This window comes from Microbacterium sp. KHB019, from assembly GCF_037285405.1.
In the GTDB taxonomy this organism is placed as follows: Bacteria; Actinomycetota; Actinomycetes; order Actinomycetales; family Microbacteriaceae; genus Microbacterium.
This window is the reverse complement of the sequence record NZ_JBBDHF010000002.1, coordinates 178,858-196,926: the sequence shown is the minus strand read 5'-3', so window position 1 is coordinate 196,926 and position 18,069 is coordinate 178,858. Positions and strand designations below refer to the sequence as shown.

Below are 18,069 nucleotides of genomic sequence, written 5' to 3'. Positions count from 1 at the left end.
CCGGGCGCGGGCTCTGTCAGAAGCGGGTGAGCGCGGAGAGTCGTCCATCGATGAGTGCTTCGGCGTCTTCGACGATGCTCTCGACTATCTGCGCGCAGGTGAGTGTCCGGTCGATGAGTCCCTGGGCTTGCCCGGCCCACCAGATGCCGTCGTCGATGTGTCCGTCCCGCAGGACGCGTTCGCGTCCGCGTGCGCCGGAGGCGAGCGCGGCGATGTCGTCGAACGTCGAGCCGTCCTCCGCCTCGATTTCGAGAATGCGTTCCGATATCGCGTTGCGTGCAACGCGCGCGGTGTTGCGGAACTTGCGGAATACAAGCCGGGTGTCGCGCTCGGTGTTGGCGACGATCTGCTCCTTGACGTTCTCATGCACTGCTGCCTCGGCGCTGGCGACGAAACGGGTCCCCATGTTGACGGCGTCCGCGCCCAGGGCCAGAGCAGCCACGAGCCCGCCGCCGGTCGCGAATCCGCCCGACGCGATCAACGGGAGATCCACCTGGCGCGCGACCGCCGGCACGAGGACAAGTCCGGGGATGTCCTCTTCGCCTGGGTGCCCCGCGCACTCGAATCCGTCGACGCTGAGCGCGTCCACGCCGAGTCTCTCCGCCGTGATCGCATGACGCACCGCGACGACCTTGTGGACGACGAGGATGCCGGCGTCCCGAAGCGCGGGCAGGTGCTCCGCCGGACTCGAGCCGGCGGTCTCGACGACCGGGATCCCGTTGGCGATGATTACGTCGCGGTACTCCGCGTAGGGCACGGGGCGGATCGTCGGCAGCAGTGTGAGATTGACGCCGAAGGGCTTGTCGGTCAGGTCGCGCGTGCGTCGTATCTCCGCATCGAGGGCCTCCGGGTCCGGCTGCGTGAGCGCCGACAGGAAGCCGAGTGCTCCGGCCTCGGCGACCGCAGCGATGAGCGGAGCGGTACCCACGCCCATCATCCCGCCGCAGACGATCGGATGCTCGATGCCCAGCAGCTCAGTGATACGGGTTCTCAACGTCGATCCCCTTCCCTCGGCGCGCATCAACGCACGACCGGTGTCCCTCCACCATTTTGGTCAACGCTGGCGTGAACTGTCAACACAAACGTAGACGCATAGTCGGCGTGCCCGAGCCGCGCTCGGTCAGTCGGAGAGCGACTCCATCAGAGTCTCGACCAGGTTCCCTGACGCGCCGAGGTACGCCTCGACGACCCGGGGGTTCTCGAGCACTTCGTCGGGCGTTCCCAGGGCGATGAGCTTGCCGAAGTCCAGCACGGCCACCCGATCCGTGATGCCGCGTATGAAGCCGGTGTCGTGCTCGATGAGCACGAGCGTGACATCGGTCGACGCCGAGATCTTGCGCAGCTGCCTGCCGACGTCGGCACGCTCTTCGCCCGTCATCCCGGCGGTCGGCTCGTCCAGCAGCAGCAGGTCGGGCTCGGTGACGAGTGCGCGGGCGAGCTCCACGAGCTTCTGACGCCCGTAGGGCAGATCCGATACCGGATGATCGCGGAACTCCCCGAGACCGAGGAGGTCGAGGATCCCCTCGCAGTACTCCCGGCTCGTCCGCTCCTGGCGGGCGGCACCGGGGAGGTGGAGCATCTCGGTGAATGCGTTGCTGCGGATCTTGAGGTGACGCCCGAGCATCACGTTGCCGATGACGGTCGCCTCGGGGGAGAGCTCGATGTTCTGGAACGTGCGTCCCACACCGAGGCGGGCGACCTGGTGCGGGCGCACGGACGTGAGGTCGCGATCCTTGAATAGGATGCGGCCGCTCTTGGGCTTGTAGTAGCCGTTCACGCAGTTGAGCAGGCTGCTCTTCCCTGCGCCGTTGGGGCCGATGATCCCGAAGACCTCTCCGCGTCGAACGTCGAACGTGACGTCGTCGAGTGCGTGCGTGCCGCCGAACCAGAGGTCGACGCCCTCGATCGACAGGAGCGTCTTCGGTCCGTTGATGATCTCAGAGCTCATGCGATGCTCCTTCCGGGTAAGGGCTCGACGTCAGTGGTGCGTCTCCGACCTCGGCCGACTCCTCGGTCAGGCCAAAATAGGCGGAGAAGAAGTCCTCGCGACCCAGGAGCTCCTTGGGCGTGCCGTCCAGGACCACCCGGCCGTGCTCGAGCACATACGCCCGGTCGGCGACGCGCAGAGCTGCGGCGGCATTCTGCTCCACAAGGAGGATCGCGGTGTTCTGCTCCTGGTTGATCCGGCGCAGCGTGTCCAGCAACTGCACGACCAGCCCGGGAGCGATTCCCAGGGAGATTTCGTCGGCCAGCAGCAGGTCCGGACCGGTCATGAGTGCACGGCCGATCGCGAGCATCTGCCTCTCTCCACCGCTCAGGAATCCCGCCGACACTCCGCGGCGCTCGTGCAGCGGCGGGAACAGTTCGTAGATGAGCGCCATTGTCTGGGCGGCGTCGTGACCGCGACGCGAGCTCGCGCACACCTTGAGGTTCTCCTCGACGGTGAGCAGACGGAACACCTTCTCCCGCTCCGGCACGATCCCCATTCCCGCGCGCGTGCGCTTGTGCGGTGCCTGGTGTCCGACACTGCGCCCCTTGAAGTACACCTTCCCCGCGCTGAGTCGTGCGACCTCGCCGGGCAGGAAGCCGCTCACCGCGCGCAACGTGGTGGTCTTGCCGGCGCCATTCGCGCCGAGCATGGCGACGATCTCGCCGGGAGCCACCTCGAGGTCCAACCCCTGAACGCCGAGGCCGGCGCCGCGGTACGAGACCTGCACGCCTTCGAGTCTCAGGATGGGCTCGGTCATCGTGCGCCTCCTTGGGTGGGGGACTTCGTGATCGTCCGACGCGCGAGCGCGGCGATCGAGCGGCCGAGCCGCGCAAATCCGTACGACATGCCTCGTGGCACTCGGAGGATGAAGATGATGATCACGAGGCCGTAGATCACCAGCTGGACTGAGAACAGGTTGCGCTCAATGAGGTCGGAGAACGGGAACCAGGAGGGGAGCGCAGGGACGATCGCCTCGACGATATATGGGAGTGCGATGACGAAGATCGCGCCGAGGATCGAACCGCTCACGGTCGCGATCCCACCGATCATGATCATTGCGATGTACTGCACCGCCACGTCTAGGTGGAACGCTTCGTATGTGACCACCCCGACGTAGTAGGCGAATAGCGATCCCTGGAATCCGATGATCATCGACGTCACGATGAACGCGATCATCTTCGTCCGTGTGACGTTCACCCCGAGGATGGCGGCAGCGATGTCGCGGTCCTTGACAGCCCGGAATGACCGGCCGGTCCGCCCACGCATCAGGTTGTGCGCGCCGATGGCGATCAGCGTGAGGATCACCACGAGGACGGGATACCAGTCGGTCGCCCGCACTAGACCGAATCCGAAGACGTCCGCGGACGGCATCAGATATCCGGTGATCCCGACTGTGCCCTCTTGAATCCGCTGGAACACGAAGATCACGATGTAGTGAAGCGCGATGGTCGCGAGCGCCAGGTAGAAGCCGCGGATGCGGAGGGCGATGAAGCCGACGAACACCGCGGCGATGCCGCCCGCGACAGCGCCGACCAAGAGCGTGAGGAGAAAAGGAAGCTCGACGAACTGCGTCGTGATGATGGAAGCGGTGAACGAGCCGATCGCCATGAATGCAGCCGACCCCATCGAGAACTGCCCGGCCACGCCGATCAGGATGTTGAGCGCGATCGCGCCGACGGCGGCGATCATCACCATATTGGCGGCGTCGATCCATCGGCTGGCGGGTGCCAGGAGTGGGTAGAGCACGACGACCACGGCGAGCACGGCGAATCCGATGAGGCGCGCGCGCCGGCCCGGTCCGAACCAGCCAGACGCCCGTGCGTCGGACGGCCGGATCTCGACCTGAGGAAGGGTGCTGCGGATGTTAGACACGGGCAGCCTCCGCTCGACCGAAGAGTCCCTGCGGTCTCAGTGCGAGGACCACGAGCAGGATCGCGAAGACCACCAGGTTGCTCCAGTCCGCGCCGAGATAGAGCACGACCATGCTCTCGACGATCGCGACGATGAGCGCGCCGACTGCGGCACCGCCCACGCTGCTGAGCCCGCCCAGCATCGCTGGGACGAGACCCTTCAACCCGAGCGGAATGGCGGAGAGAGCGACGAGCGAACGCTGTCCGCTGGCGATGCCCGCGAGCGCGAGGGCCCCGAAGGCGATTGCGAATGCAAGTCCGAACAGAAGCCAGACGTTCATTCCGCTCTGGCTTGCCAGGATCGTGCTCTCGTTGGCGGCACGCATCTGCCCACCCACTTTGGTCCAACGCAGGAATGCGAGCAGGCCGACCCACACGGTGAAGGCCAGGATCGGGATGATGAGGTCGTTGACGGTCAGCGTGATGCCGAACGGCAGCCCGAGCGTCGCCGAGGGGAACGGTGCGGGCAGCGGCAGGTTATTGGGTCCCCAGATCATGGGGATCAGACCCTGGATGACGATGCCGACACCGAGAGTGACGATGAACGGCGCGTACATCTCCTGGCCGGTGAGGGGCCGTAGCAGGAACCGATACATCAGCACGCCGCACGCCGCCATGACGACGACGACGACCAGTGACGCCACCCAATAGTTGACGCCCCACGCGATAAGAGTGGCGGCCATGAACCCTGCGAGGACGAGAAACTGGCCCGTTGCGAAGTTCCAGAGCTTCGACGCCCGGTAGATGATCACCCACGACAGGGCGATCAGGAGATAGATCCCGGCGAGCACGATCGACCCAGCGATCACGTCGGGAAGGAGGGAGATGTTCATCAAGGGCACGCCTCTTTCGACTACGGAATTCGGGAAGAAGTCCTCAGGTGCGGACCGACATGGCCCGCACCCGAGGATTCGTCGATCAGCGGCCGGGGACGGTGAGCCAGTCGGTGACGGGTACGGACTTGCCCTCGGCGTCATCCCACCGGTACGCACGCGACTGCGGGGTCGTGTGACCCAGATCCCCCGTGGTGAATCCGAGGCCGGGGCCGGCGATGTCGCCGGTGTCGACGTCTGTCAGGCCCTCAAGGGCGTCCCGGACCGCGGTGCCGGTGCAGTCGTCGCCGCACGCGTTCAGCGCGGTTACCGCGAGGATTGCCGCGATGTAGCCGTCCGTCGAGTAGGCCCCGAGTTGACTGGCTGTGCCGAACTGCTCGGCGCGGCTCGCCATGTCCACGATGCCTGGGACGCTGTCGTCCTCCCACCAACTGAAGTTGCGCAGGCCGATCCAGTTCGGGCTCTTCAGCGTCGCGTATGTGTTCTCGGTCGCGCTGGAGACGGTGTTGAACACCTGACCGGCGAAGCCGCGCTGCTCGAGCTGCTGAAAGCAGATGATGTCCTCGCCGACGCTCGTCACGTTCGACATGATGATGTCGGCACCCGACGCGGCGAGCTTCGCGGCCTGCGCGGTGCAGTCCGTCGCGCCGATCGCGACGAGTTGCGTCTCGACGACTTCCCAGCCGTGCTCCTTGGCGATCTCGTTCACCGCGTCGATGTGGACAGGGCCGCTCGCGGTGTCGGACGCGAGGATGCCGACCTTCAGACCGTCCACATCGTCGCGCACCTGTTCGACCGTCTGGGCGAGGAGTTCGGCCTGTTGGGTTCCGACGAGCCCGTTCTTGAACAGCCACGGGTAATACGTCGTGAAGAAGTCGTCCGCGTTTCCGAACCCGATCATGGGGACTTCGTACTGCTCGCCGAGAGGACCGGTGGCCGCGTACGCCGACGATGCCGAGTTGCCCAGGACCACGAGAGCACCCTCATCCTCGACGAGCTGCTTGTAGTTTGAAACTGACGTGGCACCGTCGGCCCGGGAGTCGAGCTTGACCAGATCGATCTGATGGCCATTCACGCCGCCCTGGTCATTGATGTAGTCGATGTAGGTCTCGACACCAGCGAGGTTGGTCAGACCGGCGAACGAGATCGGACCGCTCAGGTCGTCGTTGTACCCGATCACATACGGGTCCTTGTCGCCTCCGTCGGAGGCCGTCCCTCCGCCACTGTCGCCGGAACAAGCGGCGAGCGAGAAGAGGGTCGCGACGGCGATCGCGCCGACGCCGGTCGTGAATGCTGGATTACGCCTCATTGCATCTCCTGTGATTCAACGCACGGGGCGACTCTGCTACCCGCGCTGGCTGTCACATGAGATTGACACCCGATCTCGACGCTGTCAACCACTATGTTGACGTTGACGACCAGAGTGTTATGAATTCGTCACACCGACCACGTCCGGGCGTCGGAATGAAGAGATCCAGGAAAGACGACGTTCCGGTTCCGGAAGATGAGGCGCCAGAAGACGAGGCGCCAGTCGTGAAGAACTCTTCGGATCAGTCGGCCGGGTGGTTGTCGATTCCCTGGAAGAGGATCGTCGAGAAGATCCGGATCAGATCCTCTGGATCGTACTTGCTCTTCCCTGGGACGAACCAGCGGTGGGTCCACTGCGTCATGCCGAACAGGCTGTTCGCGATGAGGGTGTTGGACAGATCGGAGCGGAAGCTGCCGTCCGCGACGCCCTCGGCGATGACGTCGAGAAACTGTTTCTCAAGTTGATGGGTCTGCTCGACCATCTCCTGCGCCCAGAGGGCGTCCTGAGACGCGACCTGCCGCATGTCCTCCTGGATGTACACGTACATGTAGGGGTAGTGCTCGACCTGGGAGTGGATGATGAGGGCGATCAGCTGCTCGAGTTTCTCCCGCGCCGTCAGGGGTTCGGCGACGATCTCCCCGGCGCGCTCGATGTTGGTGCGCACCGCGTCCGCAATGCACGCCTGGAACAGCTCTTCCTTGCTGCCGACGTAGTAATAGAGCGACGCGCGGTCGGTGCCGAACACCGCGGCGATGTCATTGAGCGTCGAGGCGGCGTACCCCTTCTCGCGGAAGACGTCTGCCGCGGCCCGGATCAATTCTGCGCGCTTCGCGCTGTAATCCGCTCCGCCCTCGAGGAGCGCCGCGCTGCGCCTCTGAGCGATTCGACTGTTCGTGGGCTGAGCCATGGAACCACCTCTCTGGACCAAGTATAGGCAAGCCGTCCGGGCCGACTTGTCGCCGTCGCTAGTCAACCTTCGCGTTGACAGCCGTGGTCAGTGGTGATTACATGGTGAGTCAACGGTGTCGTTGGCTGAACGGCGCCCTCCCGTCTTCGCCGACGGGGCATCGCATCGAAGGAGTGCTCACGTGAAGGATGCCGGCAACTCGACACTGGACGAGCAAGAAGTGAAGGACGCCGTCGCGGGCGCCAATGTCCCCGCGCTGCTGATGACCGTGTATCAGTTCACCGGCGACCGGAAGTGGCTCGGGGAACGATACCGGCCGACGCGTGGCAAAGGCCTCGGGACCCACGAGTCCGGCGGCCTGCCGGAGGACGTGCAAGCGGAGATCCGTGAAGCGGCCATCCCGGTCATCCGCAGCCTGCAGGCGGGCGAGAAGGCCGCTCTTCCGACCCTCACGGCGGATGAGACTGTCGAGCTGGTCACCTTCTTCCTCGGCGAGCATGTCGACCCGCGCTACGGCCCGATGATCCAGGGCGAGCTGACGCGGCGATCGGCCCCGAACGACGGACCGGACACCGAGCTCCTCGAGAACGCCCCCGAGGGATTCCGCGTCATCGTCATCGGTCTCGGCATCGCCGGGATCGTCGGCGCGCACTACCTCAACGAGATGGGTCTGGACTACCAGATCTTCGAGCGGAATCCGGAAGCGGGCGGAGTCTGGTTCAGCAACACGTATCCCGGCGCGGGCGTCGACACCCCGAGCCATCTCTACTCGTTCTCGTTCCTCGATCGCGACTGGCGTAAGCACTTCGAGCTCCAGGGTGAGCTCCACCAGTATTTCGTGGACGCGCTGGACGAGCTCGCGATCCGGGACCGCGTGAAATTCGGGACGACTGTGCTGAGCGCCACATTCGACGACGTGAGCCTCGTGTGGAACGTCATCGTGCGCAACCCCGACGGCACCGAGACCACTCACACCGCTGACATGGTCATCAGCGCTGTCGGCTCGCTCAACAAGCCGCGACTGCCCCAGATTCCTGGAATGGACGACTTCACGGGGTTGCAGTTCCACTCCGCGCAGTGGCCCGAGGGACTCGACCTCACCGGCAGGCGGGTCGCGATCGTCGGCGCGGGGGCCAGCTCGATGCAGATCACGCCCCGTATCGCGGGCCAGGTCGAGCACCTGACGATCATCCAGCGATCGCCGCAATGGGTGGCGCCGTTCGAGCAATTCGGCAAAGAGTTGCCCACGGCGGACCGGAAGCTCCTCACCATCCGCCTCTACCGCTCGTGGTACTGGACGCGGCTGTTCTGGAACTTCGGCGACAAGGTGATCGAGGCGCTCCGCGTCGATCCGGAGTGGACGCATCCCGACCGATCGGTGAACGCCCGCAACGACGCCCATCGCAAGATGTTCACGCGTTACATCGAGGAGCAGCTCGGCGACCGGCAGGATCTCCTGCCCAAGGTGCTGCCGGACTACCCGCCTTTCGGCAAGCGCATCCTGCTGGACAACGGCTGGTACCAGGCGCTCAAGCGCCCGAACGTGTCCCTCGTCACGGAGGGCGTGCAGGAGGTGACGCCCGACGGCCCGCGAACCAGCTCGGGTGAGGTCCACCCCGTGGACGTCATCATCTGGGCGACCGGTTTCGAGGCCTCGCAGTTCCTGGACTCGTATGACGTGATCGGGACGGGTGGCGTGCGACTGCGCGAGGCCTGGGAAGGCGACGACCCGCGAGCCTACCTCGGAGTCTCGATCCCCGAGTTCCCGAACTTCTTCATGCTCGGCGGTCCGCACTCGTTCCCCGGCAGCGGGAGCTTCATGTACTTCATGGAGGTCCAGGGCCGGTATCTCCGCGATCTCGTTGCCGGGATGTTCGATCTCGGCGTCACGGCGATCGACGCGCGTGGCGACATCACCGAGGCCTACAACGAACTGGTCGACGAAGTGCACAAGCGCACCGTATGGACCCACCCCGGATTCAGCACCTACTACCGCAACTCGAAGGGGCGCGTGATCTTCGTGATGCCGTTCCTGAACCTCGAGTACTGGGAGTTCACGCGCAGGCCGGACCTGGAGAACTACACGTTCCATTACGGGGACGGCACCGTCGTGTCCGGTGCCGAGGTCGTGGGCGCAGCGCTCGAGGCGAGCGCGTAGGACACGGTGACCGGAACCGAACGGGTAGCGCTCGTCACGGGGGCCTCCCAGGGCCTTGGTGCGGCGATCGCCCACCGCCTGGCCGCCGACGGTCACCCGGTGGCGCTCCTCGCCCGCCGCGTCCCCGAACTCGACGCAGTGGCGCGGGCGATCCGGGACGAGGGCGGGCGCGCGATCTCCGTAGTGGCGGACGTCACCCGCGCCGATCAGATGGAGTCCGCCGTTGAGCGGGTGGTTTCGGAGTGGGGATCACTCGACATCCTCGTGAGCAACGCCGGCGTCACCCGTGATGCCCTCATCCACCGGATGACGGACGAGGCGTGGTTCACGGTCGTCAACACGCACCTCACCGGTGCGTTCTTCGCCGCCCGCGCCGCCCAGCGCCCGATGGTCGAGCGGAGATACGGGCGCATCGTGTTCATCGGCTCGACGTCGTCTGCCGGATGGCGGGGGCAGACGAACTACTCGGCAGCGAAGGCCGGGCTGCAGGGCATGACCCGCACTCTCGCGGTGGAACTCGGCCGTTTCGGCATCACCGTCAACCTCGTCTCGCCGGGGCACATCGACAGCGAGCTGACTCGGGGAACCGCGGAGCGCCTCGGCGTCGACTACGCGGAGATCGCCGCCGAGCGGATCGCGTCGAACGCGATCAAGCGAGTGGGCCGCCCCGCCGACGTCGCCAACGCCGTGTCGTTCTTCGCCGGCGAGGAGGCCAGCTACGTCACCGGTCAGATCCTCAACGTCTCGGGCAAACCCTCGATCGTGTGATCGTCTCCGCGTGTCGGACCGCGAAAGGCGGGTGGATCTCGGATCCACCCGCCTTTCGCGGTACCGGCCGGATCAGCGGCCGCTCCACTGCGGAGCGCGCTTCTCCTGGAAGGCGAGACGACCCTCGGCGACGTCCGCCGAGTTCGCATACGCTTCGATCGGCTCGTACTTGGTCGCGAGCGCGATCTCGAGCGGTCCGCCGAGGCGCGACAGGACGGCATGCTTGGCCGCCTGCTGAGCGAGGGGCGAGGCGGCGGTCAGCTTCGCCGCCCAACGGGCCGCAGCATCCGCCAGCTCGTCGTACGGGACGACTTCGTTGACGAGGCCGTACTGGAGGGCCTGCGCGGCCGGCATGCGCTCGCCCGTAAGGATGAGCGACATCGCCACGCGGTAGGGGAGCTGTCGGATGGCGCGATGCATGACGCCGGACTCGCCGATGATGCCCGCTTTGACCTCCGGGAGGCCGAACTGGGTGGTGTCGGCCGCGACGATGATGTCCGCGCACATCGCGAGCTCGAAACCGCCGCCCAGCGCGTATCCCTGCACGGCTGCGATGAGCGGCTTCTTGAGGACGCGCAGGGGCCCGCCGATCCCGGTGAGACCGCCGCCCAGCGCCATGCGCTCCGGGTTGGCCTCGGTGCCGCCGCTGATGTCGGCGCCGGCGCAGAACGCCCGCTCACCCGACGCGCCCAGGACGGCGACCCAGATGTCCGGGTTCGCGTCGATCTCGTCCCACTTCTCGGCGAGCTCCCGGTCGAGCGAGAACGAGATCGAGTTCATGGCCTTCGGACGATTGAGCGTGAGGTGGGCGACGTGGTCCTTGACCTCGTAGAGGAGTTCGTCGGACATCCTCAGGCCTGCTTGCTGTTGCGCGGGATCGGGTTCAGTGCGGCGCCCTTGGCGTGGTACGTCTCGGTGCCGGCGTGCTTGAGCTCGCGGCGCTTGATCCTCCACCCCTCGGGGGTGCGCACGAAGATGTCGTGGTACTGGCCGTAGACGATGCCGTCGGGGCGCTCCCGGTTGTACTTGTGGTAGGCGTACAGCACGGAACGCACGTTCGCGGTGTCGGCGTCGACGAAGTCGATCACGACGTTGGACACGTGGTGGCTGGTGCCCGCGAAGAACGCGGCGATGCCGGTGTTCTCGTTGGACAGCGTCTCGAGGTACGCCTCGGCGCCTTCGGCTCCGTGCTCAGGACCGTAGGCGATGTAGAGGTCCGGCGTGAACAGCGGGATCATCTTGTCGGGGTCGGCCGCGTCGAGATGGAACGCGTAGTCGAAGAGTACGCGCTGGATCTCGTTCTCGTCGACGAGTCTCTGCACGGTGGCGATCAGGTTGTCATCGGTGACGTTCGTCATGGTTCTCTCAATCATCGAGGGGTCGGCGGCATCGCCGACACGTTCAGTCTACGTGAGTGTTGACGCCTCAGTCAACGTGTGTGTTACCAGGTGTCGATGGGGCCGCGCCGGCGTGGGGCGCCGCCCTCGTGGCGGATGGACGCAGTTATCCAGGTCCGGGTGTCCACCGGATCGATCACGTCGTCGATCTCGAACACCGAGGCGGCGCGATGCCCCTTGCCGTCGGCGACGTACTCGTCCACCCTGCGGCGGAATTCCTGTTCCCGCTCCGCCGGATCCTCGATCGCTTCGAGCTCGCGGCGGTATCCGAGCCGGACGGCGCCCTCCGGGCCCATAGCGCCGAACTCCGCGGTCGGCCAGGCGACGATCGCGTCCGGGACGCGGAAGCTCCCTCCGGCCATCGCCTGACCGCCCAGTCCCCATGCACGCCGGACGACGACCGTGCAGAGCGGGACGGTCAGGTTGGGTGCGGTCACGAAGAGGCGCCCGATATGCCTGACGGCGGCGGCGTCCTCCGACTCCGGGCCGACGAGGAATCCCGGGGTGTCGCACAGCGTCACGATCGGGATGCCGTACCCGTCGCACAGGCGGAGGAACCGTGTCATCTTGTCGGCAGCCGAGCCGTCGATCGCCCCGCCCAGGTGGGCGCCGTCGTTCGCGACGATACCCACGGGTGCCCCGTCGATACGGGCGAGCGCTGTCACGACGCCCGGGGCGAATCCGGCCCGGAGCTCGAGCACGGAGTCGAAATCCGCGAGGGTCCGAATGATGCTGCGCATGTCGAACACGCGCGCCCTGTTCTCAGGAACGATGTCGCGGAGGAGGGTCTGGTCCGGAGCGGACCACGCGGTTCGTGCGCCCGAGAAGTAGGACAGGTAGCGGCGGGCGACGGCGGTGGCCTCGGCCTCGTCGGCCACCAGGACGTCGACCGAGCCGTTCGCATACTGGGTGCGTGCGGGGCCGATCTCCTCGGCCGTGACCCGGCCGAGCCCCGCTCCCTCGATCATCGCCGGACCGCCCATGCCGATGTTCGCATCGAGGGTCGCGATGACCAGGTCGCTGGCGCCGACGAGGGCCGCGGTCCCGGCGAAGCACCGGCCCGACGCGATCGCCACCGTGGGCACCACGCCGCTCAGTCGGCCGTACGCCACGAACGTCCCGAGGTCCATTCCGGTCGCCTTGGCGTCGTTGTCGGTGTCGCCGGGCCTGCCACCCCCGCCCTCGGCATAGACGACTACGGGAGTCCCGCGCCGTCGTGCGAGCTCGAAGAGCCGCTCCGACTTCTTGTGGCTCTGGATGCCCTGGGTGCCGGCGAGCACGGAGTAGTCGTAGGCCAGGACTGCCGTCTGCCCCACGTGCTCGATGTCCCCGAAACCGGCGACGACGCCGTCTGCAGGCGTGTTCTGCTCGAGATCCTCGAGACTGCGTCGTCGCCGTTGCGCAGCGATGACCAGCGCGCCGTGCTCGACGAACTCTCCGTCGAACAGGTCGGCGACGTTCTCGCGCGCCGTGCGCTTACCGGCGGCGTGACGACGGTCGACCGCGTCGGGCCGGGCCGCGTCCAACGTGCGTTCGTGCCTCGCGTGGTTGTCGCGCAGGTCGTCGCGCTCGCCCTGCGTCGCGCGCGCGACCGTCACGGCGTCCTCCACCTCGTGCGCCTCCGCGCGCACGAGGACCCCGAGCAGCTGACCCGCCTCGACCCGGTCGCCTACGACGACATCGATCGCCTCGATCCGCGCAGCGCCGGATGCAGCGACCTCGTGCTGCATCTTCATCGCCTCGACCACGACGACGACCGCACCGGCCCGCACGACGTCGCCGACGCGCCCGGGCACCTCGATGACCGTGCCGGCGGTGGCCGCTCGGAGCTCTGGCGCGGCGGGGGAGGATGCGGGTGCCACGACGGCGAGATCGTCGGCGAGCGAGGTCGTGAGCCGCCGTTCCGACACGCGGGGGTCATCGAGGAGACGCATCACCTCGTCGACATTCGTCTCCACGCCGTCGATCTCGAACCGCGACACCGCGTCCCGCAGCCCGGACACGGCATCCGACCACCGGCTCGCGGTGACCAGCACCTTCGCGAGGAGGGGGTCGAATCCGGGGACGATCGCGGCGCCCTCCTCGGCGGAGGTGTCGATGCGCGGGCCCTCGGGAGGGCGGAACCGCACGAGGGTCCCGCTGCCTGACGCGATGCGCGCCTCAGCCGCCACTCCGCGGATCTCGGGCGACCTGGTGACGCCGAGCTCGTCCAACTGCTCGCCGCGGGCGAGACGCAGTTGCAGCGCTACCAGGTCGGTGCCGGTCACCAGCTCTGTCACCCCGTGCTCGACCTGGAGCCGCGGATTGAGCTCCATGAAGGAGAAGCTGCCGGTGTCCACGGACAGCAGGAACTCGACAGTGCCGAGCCCACGGTATCCGACCGCGCGTGCGATCTCCAGGGCGGCCGAGGTCATCGCGGCCTCCGTCTTGGCTGGCAGGTCGGGAGCGGGCGCGAACTCGAGCACCTTCTGATGGCGCCGCTGGATGCTGCAATCGCGCGTACCGAGGTCGCGCACGTCGTGGCCGTCGCCCACGATCTGCACCTCGATGTGCCGCGCTCGGGGAATGTACGACTCGATGTAGACGGTGTCGTCGCCGAAACCGTTCTCGGCCTCGGATGCCGCGCGCGCCAGCAGGTCTTCCAGCTGCGCCGGATCGCGGACCACGCGGATGCCGCGGCCACCGCCGCCCGCTGCGGCCTTCACGATGACGGGCCCGGGATGGGCGGCGAGGAAACGCTCCGCGTCGGCGAACGATCGGATCGGACCGCTGTCTGCGAGGACGGGCACCCCGAGCCCGCGCGCGAGCTCGATCGCGCGTATCTTGTCGCCGAACAGTGACAGGGTCTCGGCGTCGGGTCCGACGAACGCGATCCCGGCCACGGAGAGTGCGCGGGCGAACTCGGCGTTCTCGCTCAGGAATCCGTACCCGGGATGGACGAAGTCGGCGTCGACGTCCCGAGCGGCGGCAACGAGCGCATGAACGTCGAGGTACGCCGCGGGCCCCTCGCCTGGCAGCAGGACGGCATGGTCCGCCGCGCGCGCGGGAACCGAGTCGCGCTCGTCTGCGGTGTACGTCGTGATCGAGCGCAGGCCGACGGCAGCGCACGCGCGGATGATGCGCAGGGCGACCTCGCCACGATTGGCGATGAGGACGCCGCTCACGCGATGCCCGCTACGTGATCGGGGTGCCTCATCCGAGCTCCCGTGCGATGACGCGGCCGCTCGGAGTGCGCGGGAAGTCGGCGTGCTCGCGGATGTGGTCTGGAACCCCGCGCTTGCCGAGGTTGTCGCGACACCAGCGCAAGAAGGCGTCCTCGCTGTATCCCTCGCCGGGGATGACGTGCGCGACGACCGTCGCATCCAGGACGTCGTCCTCGCGGGCGGTGACGGCGACGTCGGCGACCAGCGGACACGCCTGCAGGTCGATCTCCAGTGCGTATGTCGAGAGGTTCTCGCCGCCGCGCCGGATGATGTGGAGCTGGCGACCGCGGAATTCGAATCTCCCGTCGGGATGGCGCACCATGACGTCCCCCGTGCGCAACCAGCGACCGTCGACCAGTGACTTCGCCGTCGCCTCGGGCGCGTCGTGGTAACCGCGCATGAGCGTGGAGCCCGGAGTCCCCTCGACCCAGAGCTCGCCGGGCTCGCCGTCCGGGACGTCCGCGCCGTCGTCGCCGACGAGCCGCACGGCCGGCACACCGATGAAGGGCCGCCCGATCGTCACGCGGTCGTCGGCCTCCCACGGTGAACCGCCGAGAACGCCGGTGACCGACTCCGTCTGGCCGTATATCTGCCGCATGGCGATCTGCGGGACCAGTCGATCCCAGTCGGCCCAGTCCGCCGCGCTCATCGTCATGCCGTATTGGATGAGGCGGAGGTCGCCGGGATCGACCGTCTCGCCGGACTCGGCGGCCCGCCGGAGCGCCATCCGCATCGGCGGCGCGACCATCGAGCTCACCGTCGCCCCGAGTTCCCGGGCCGACCGGAAATATCCGCTCGCGCTGAACTTCGGCACGAGCGCCAGCGATCCGCCGGTGATGAATGGCGGGACGACGAGGTACAGCTGACCGTTGGTGTGGAAAAAAGGCGTGCAGAGGAAGTGCCGGTCGCTCGTGAGGAACCCGCTGTTCCTGGCGAGCCGCTCGCCCGCCATGACATAGTTCCGGTTGGTGAGCTCGACGAGCTTCGGCGCCCCGGATGTCCCCGAGGTCGGCAGCATCCCTGCGAGGGATTCCGGCGTGCTCTCGCCCGGGGTCGCTCGTGCCGTGCCGAGCCCCGCGATGACCCCGTCGTCGATCACGAGGAGATGCGCGGAGCTCTCGACCGCAGACAGCGCGGTGCGCGCCGCCTCAGCGTTCTCGGGCGCCGCGAGCACCGCGACCGGGTCGGTGGAGCGCAGGGACCGCTCGAACACGATGGCGCCGGAGTCGGCGTCGATCGCCTGGATGACTGCTCCATTGGCGATCGTGGCGAGCCACAGCTCGACGGCGGTCGGCGAGTTCGGCAGCGCCATCACGACGGTGCGCTGCTGGCCGACGCCGATCGCGGCGAGCCTCTCGCGCAGGAGGGCGCATTCCTCGACGAAGCGCTGCCAAGTGAGCTGGGAAGCCGAGCCTTCGGGCGTCGCGAAGGTCAGGAAGGTCTCGAGCGACCGTGTCGACGACCAGTGCTCGGCCAGGTTCCAGAGGGTGCGCCCGGAGGCGGTGTCAGCGGTGACTGCGTTCATATCCATTCGGACATTACGCGCGCAGCCAGGGTCTGGTCAACTATGGTGTTGATACCTGACGTACAATTGACTCGTTCTCGCCCGGATGCGTTCGGGGGACCGAGCAGATCGGATCGAGCTGCCATGACCGACATCGATGTCGAACTGACCGTGGATCGTCGCGACGACGGAATCGTCGTCGCGACCCTCAATCGGCCGGACAAACTCAATGCCCTGACCGATGGGCTCTTCCGCGACCTGGCGCGCCTCCAGGCCGAGCTCGCCGAAGACTCGTCGGTTCGCGCGCTCATCCTCACCGGTGCGGGGCGCGGCTTCTGCGCCGGGCTGGACCTCGACCTCGCCGAACGGCTGCCGGGGATGACCGCGGTGGACTTCCTCGCCACCCAGGAGAGGTGGGCCGCCTCGATCGTCGGGTTCCACCGGTTGTCGGTCCCCGTCATCGCTGCGATCTCGGGGCCGGCGGCAGGAGCTGGGTTCGCCCTCGCGCTTGCGGCCGACATCCGGATCGTGTCGCGGTCGGCGCGGTTCAACGCGGCGTTCGTCCGTGTCGGCCTGTCGGCGGGCGACTGCGGCGCGTCCTGGTTCCTGCCCCGCATCGTGGGACACGGCCGCGCCGCGGAGATCCTCCTGACGGGACGGTTCGTGCCGTCCGATGAAGCCCTCGCGATCGGCCTCGTCTCGGACGTCGTGGACGACGGGGCGCAGTTGGATCGGGCGATCGAGGTCGCCGCCGCCATCCGCGCCAACAGTCCGTTCGGCATGCGGATGACCAAACAGATCCTCGCCTCGGCCCCGACGTCGCTGGAGGCGGCGCTCGCGGTCGAGAACCGCACGCAGGTGCTCGCCACCCGCACCTCCGACATGGCAGAGGCGGTTTCCGCCTTCCGCGAGAAGCGCACGCCCCGATTCGAGAACGCCTGAGATGTACGACGAAGAACTGATCCGGGCTGAGGTCGCACGCCTGCTCCAGGATGCGCCCGACGGTGAGGAGCTCGAAGGTGCGCAGGCGACGCTGATCGATCTCGCGCTGTACGCGTCGCCCATGGCTCTGGACTCCGAGGGCTCCCGCGAGCGGATGGAGCGGGCTCTCGCGTCGGGGGTCACCCCGGCGCAGATCCAGGAGATCATCACGCTCGTGTCGGGAATGGGCTCGCACGCCTACTTCGACAACGCGAGATCGCTTGCCGCTCTCACCGCGCCGCCCGGCGGACGCGGACCCTTCGATCCGGAGCGGCAGGAGATCTGGGATCGGCGAATCGGCGACGCGTCCTTCTGGGACACGATGCACGAGGAGATCCCGGGGTTCCTCGAGGCGCTGCTGTGGCTCTCGCCGACGGGGTTCGAGGCGTTCCTCGACTACGTGGGCGCGCCCTTCCGCACCCGCGAAGTGCCCCTGCTCACGAAGGAGCTCATCGGCATGGTGGCTGACGCGTGCCCGGCGCACCAGTACATCCCGGGGATGCGTATGCACCTGCGCAATTCGCTGAAACTCGGAGCCGGCCGTCTCGCCATCGAGCATGCGATGCGGATCGCCGCGGCATCGCCGCCGATGGTCGGTGTACGGTGATCGATCCCGTCTTCGCGGACGACCTCATCCTCGACGTCCCCTACGAGGCGGGGAGCCATCACGTGAGCGATGAGGAGATCATCGATTTCGCGCGCCGCTGGGATCCGCTCCCGATGCACACCGATCTCGCGGCGGCGGCGGCGAGCCCGTTCGGCGGCCTCATCGCGAGCGGCATCCACAGCTTCGGGATCTACCAGCGGCTCACGGTGCTCAATGTCTACCGCGGGTGGCAGATCATCGCGGGCCGGAGGATCCATGAGCTCGAATTCCCCAAGCCCGTGTTCGCCGGAACCACCCTCCGGGCATTTGTCCGCATCGATCGCATCGTCCCCCGCGGAGACGGCCGGAGCGTCGTCCACAAGACGGGGACTCTCGTCGACGACGAGGGCGATCTGGTGCTCCGGATCCACCCGCAGGTGTACATGTGGGATCGCACTTCGCTCCTTGGTTCAACATAGTTGTTGACGATGGGGTATCGTGTTTGCACGACGACGATGTCGTA

Annotated in this window: 16 protein-coding genes; 5 read left to right on the top strand and 11 right to left on the bottom strand. The window is 67.2% G+C overall.

From position 1 onward, the window contains the following. Positions 1–16 precede the first annotated feature (16 nt). The 7 genes from KHB019_RS07380 to KHB019_RS07350 all read right to left on the bottom strand — a co-directional run bounded on the left by KHB019_RS07380 (position 17) and on the right by KHB019_RS07350 (position 6,949). Complete coding sequence (locus KHB019_RS07380; protein WP_337458526.1) at positions 17–994, bottom strand: NAD(P)H-dependent flavin oxidoreductase; 978 nt, start codon at positions 992–994, stop codon at positions 17–19. Positions 995–1,120: 126 nt separating this feature from the next. Next, positions 1,121–1,948: an ABC transporter ATP-binding protein gene (locus KHB019_RS07375; RefSeq protein WP_337458525.1), complete on the bottom strand. Its 828-nt coding sequence runs from the start codon at positions 1,946–1,948 to the stop codon at positions 1,121–1,123. Continuing rightward, positions 1,938–2,747 carry an ABC transporter ATP-binding protein gene (locus tag KHB019_RS07370; RefSeq protein WP_337458524.1) on the bottom strand — a complete coding sequence of 270 codons (810 nt, stop codon included), beginning with the start codon at positions 2,745–2,747 and terminating at the stop codon, positions 1,938–1,940. Before KHB019_RS07370 ends, KHB019_RS07375 begins: the two co-directional genes overlap by 11 nt. Further along, positions 2,744–3,862 (bottom strand): branched-chain amino acid ABC transporter permease, encoded by a 1,119-nt coding sequence (locus tag KHB019_RS07365; RefSeq protein WP_337458523.1) that lies wholly within the window; start codon positions 3,860–3,862, stop codon positions 2,744–2,746. Before KHB019_RS07365 ends, KHB019_RS07370 begins: the two co-directional genes overlap by 4 nt. Further along, complete coding sequence (locus KHB019_RS07360; protein WP_337458522.1) at positions 3,855–4,733, bottom strand: branched-chain amino acid ABC transporter permease; 879 nt, start codon at positions 4,731–4,733, stop codon at positions 3,855–3,857. The genes KHB019_RS07365 and KHB019_RS07360 overlap by 8 nt, the downstream gene beginning before the upstream one ends. Before the next feature lie 85 nt (positions 4,734–4,818). Then, positions 4,819–6,042, bottom strand: a complete 1,224-nt coding sequence (locus tag KHB019_RS07355) for an ABC transporter substrate-binding protein (protein WP_337458521.1) — start codon at positions 6,040–6,042, stop codon at positions 4,819–4,821. Positions 6,043–6,283: 241 nt separating this feature from the next. Then, on the bottom strand, positions 6,284–6,949 hold the full coding sequence (locus tag KHB019_RS07350; protein ID WP_337458520.1) for a TetR/AcrR family transcriptional regulator: 666 nt from the start codon (positions 6,947–6,949) through the stop codon (positions 6,284–6,286). Positions 6,950–7,130: 181 nt separating this feature from the next. Here KHB019_RS07350 and KHB019_RS07345 point away from each other — a divergent pair, with 181 nt between their 5' ends. Both KHB019_RS07345 and KHB019_RS07340 read left to right on the top strand, forming a co-directional pair. After that, positions 7,131–9,107 (top strand): flavin-containing monooxygenase, encoded by a 1,977-nt coding sequence (locus KHB019_RS07345; protein WP_337458519.1) that lies wholly within the window; start codon positions 7,131–7,133, stop codon positions 9,105–9,107. 6 nt (positions 9,108–9,113) lie between these two features. Beyond that, on the top strand, positions 9,114–9,875 hold the full coding sequence (locus KHB019_RS07340) for an SDR family oxidoreductase (RefSeq protein WP_337458518.1): 762 nt from the start codon (positions 9,114–9,116) through the stop codon (positions 9,873–9,875). A gap of 72 nt (positions 9,876–9,947) precedes the next feature. On the opposite strand, the gene KHB019_RS07335 is transcribed toward KHB019_RS07340, so the two are convergent. From KHB019_RS07335 to KHB019_RS07320, 4 genes are all read right to left on the bottom strand, one after another. Then, positions 9,948–10,724: an enoyl-CoA hydratase-related protein gene (locus tag KHB019_RS07335; protein WP_337458517.1), complete on the bottom strand. Its 777-nt coding sequence runs from the start codon at positions 10,722–10,724 to the stop codon at positions 9,948–9,950. Positions 10,725–10,726: 2 nt separating this feature from the next. Continuing rightward, positions 10,727–11,233 carry a nuclear transport factor 2 family protein gene (locus KHB019_RS07330; RefSeq protein WP_337458516.1) on the bottom strand — a complete coding sequence of 169 codons (507 nt, stop codon included), beginning with the start codon at positions 11,231–11,233 and terminating at the stop codon, positions 10,727–10,729. 83 nt (positions 11,234–11,316) lie between these two features. After that, positions 11,317–14,436 (bottom strand): carboxyl transferase domain-containing protein, encoded by a 3,120-nt coding sequence (locus KHB019_RS07325; RefSeq protein WP_337458515.1) that lies wholly within the window; start codon positions 14,434–14,436, stop codon positions 11,317–11,319. Between the two features lie 28 nt (positions 14,437–14,464). Then, the gene (locus KHB019_RS07320) at positions 14,465–16,006 is read right to left on the bottom strand and encodes a class I adenylate-forming enzyme family protein (RefSeq protein WP_337458514.1); all 1,542 of its coding nucleotides are present in this window, start codon (positions 16,004–16,006) and stop codon (positions 14,465–14,467) included. Between the two features lie 117 nt (positions 16,007–16,123). Here KHB019_RS07320 and KHB019_RS07315 point away from each other — a divergent pair, with 117 nt between their 5' ends. From KHB019_RS07315 to KHB019_RS07305, 3 genes are read left to right on the top strand one after another with little or no spacing between them, the layout of a single operon-like run. Further along, complete coding sequence (locus tag KHB019_RS07315) at positions 16,124–16,921, top strand: enoyl-CoA hydratase/isomerase family protein (RefSeq protein WP_337458513.1); 798 nt, start codon at positions 16,124–16,126, stop codon at positions 16,919–16,921. A 1-nt stretch (position 16,922) separates the two neighbouring features. Further along, a complete protein-coding gene (locus KHB019_RS07310) occupies positions 16,923–17,567 on the top strand; it encodes a carboxymuconolactone decarboxylase family protein (RefSeq protein ID WP_337458512.1) in 645 nt (214 codons plus the stop codon). Continuing rightward, the gene (locus tag KHB019_RS07305; RefSeq protein ID WP_337458511.1) at positions 17,564–18,025 is read left to right on the top strand and encodes a MaoC/PaaZ C-terminal domain-containing protein; all 462 of its coding nucleotides are present in this window, start codon (positions 17,564–17,566) and stop codon (positions 18,023–18,025) included. The genes KHB019_RS07310 and KHB019_RS07305 overlap by 4 nt, the downstream gene beginning before the upstream one ends. Positions 18,026–18,069: the final 44 nt, after the last annotated feature.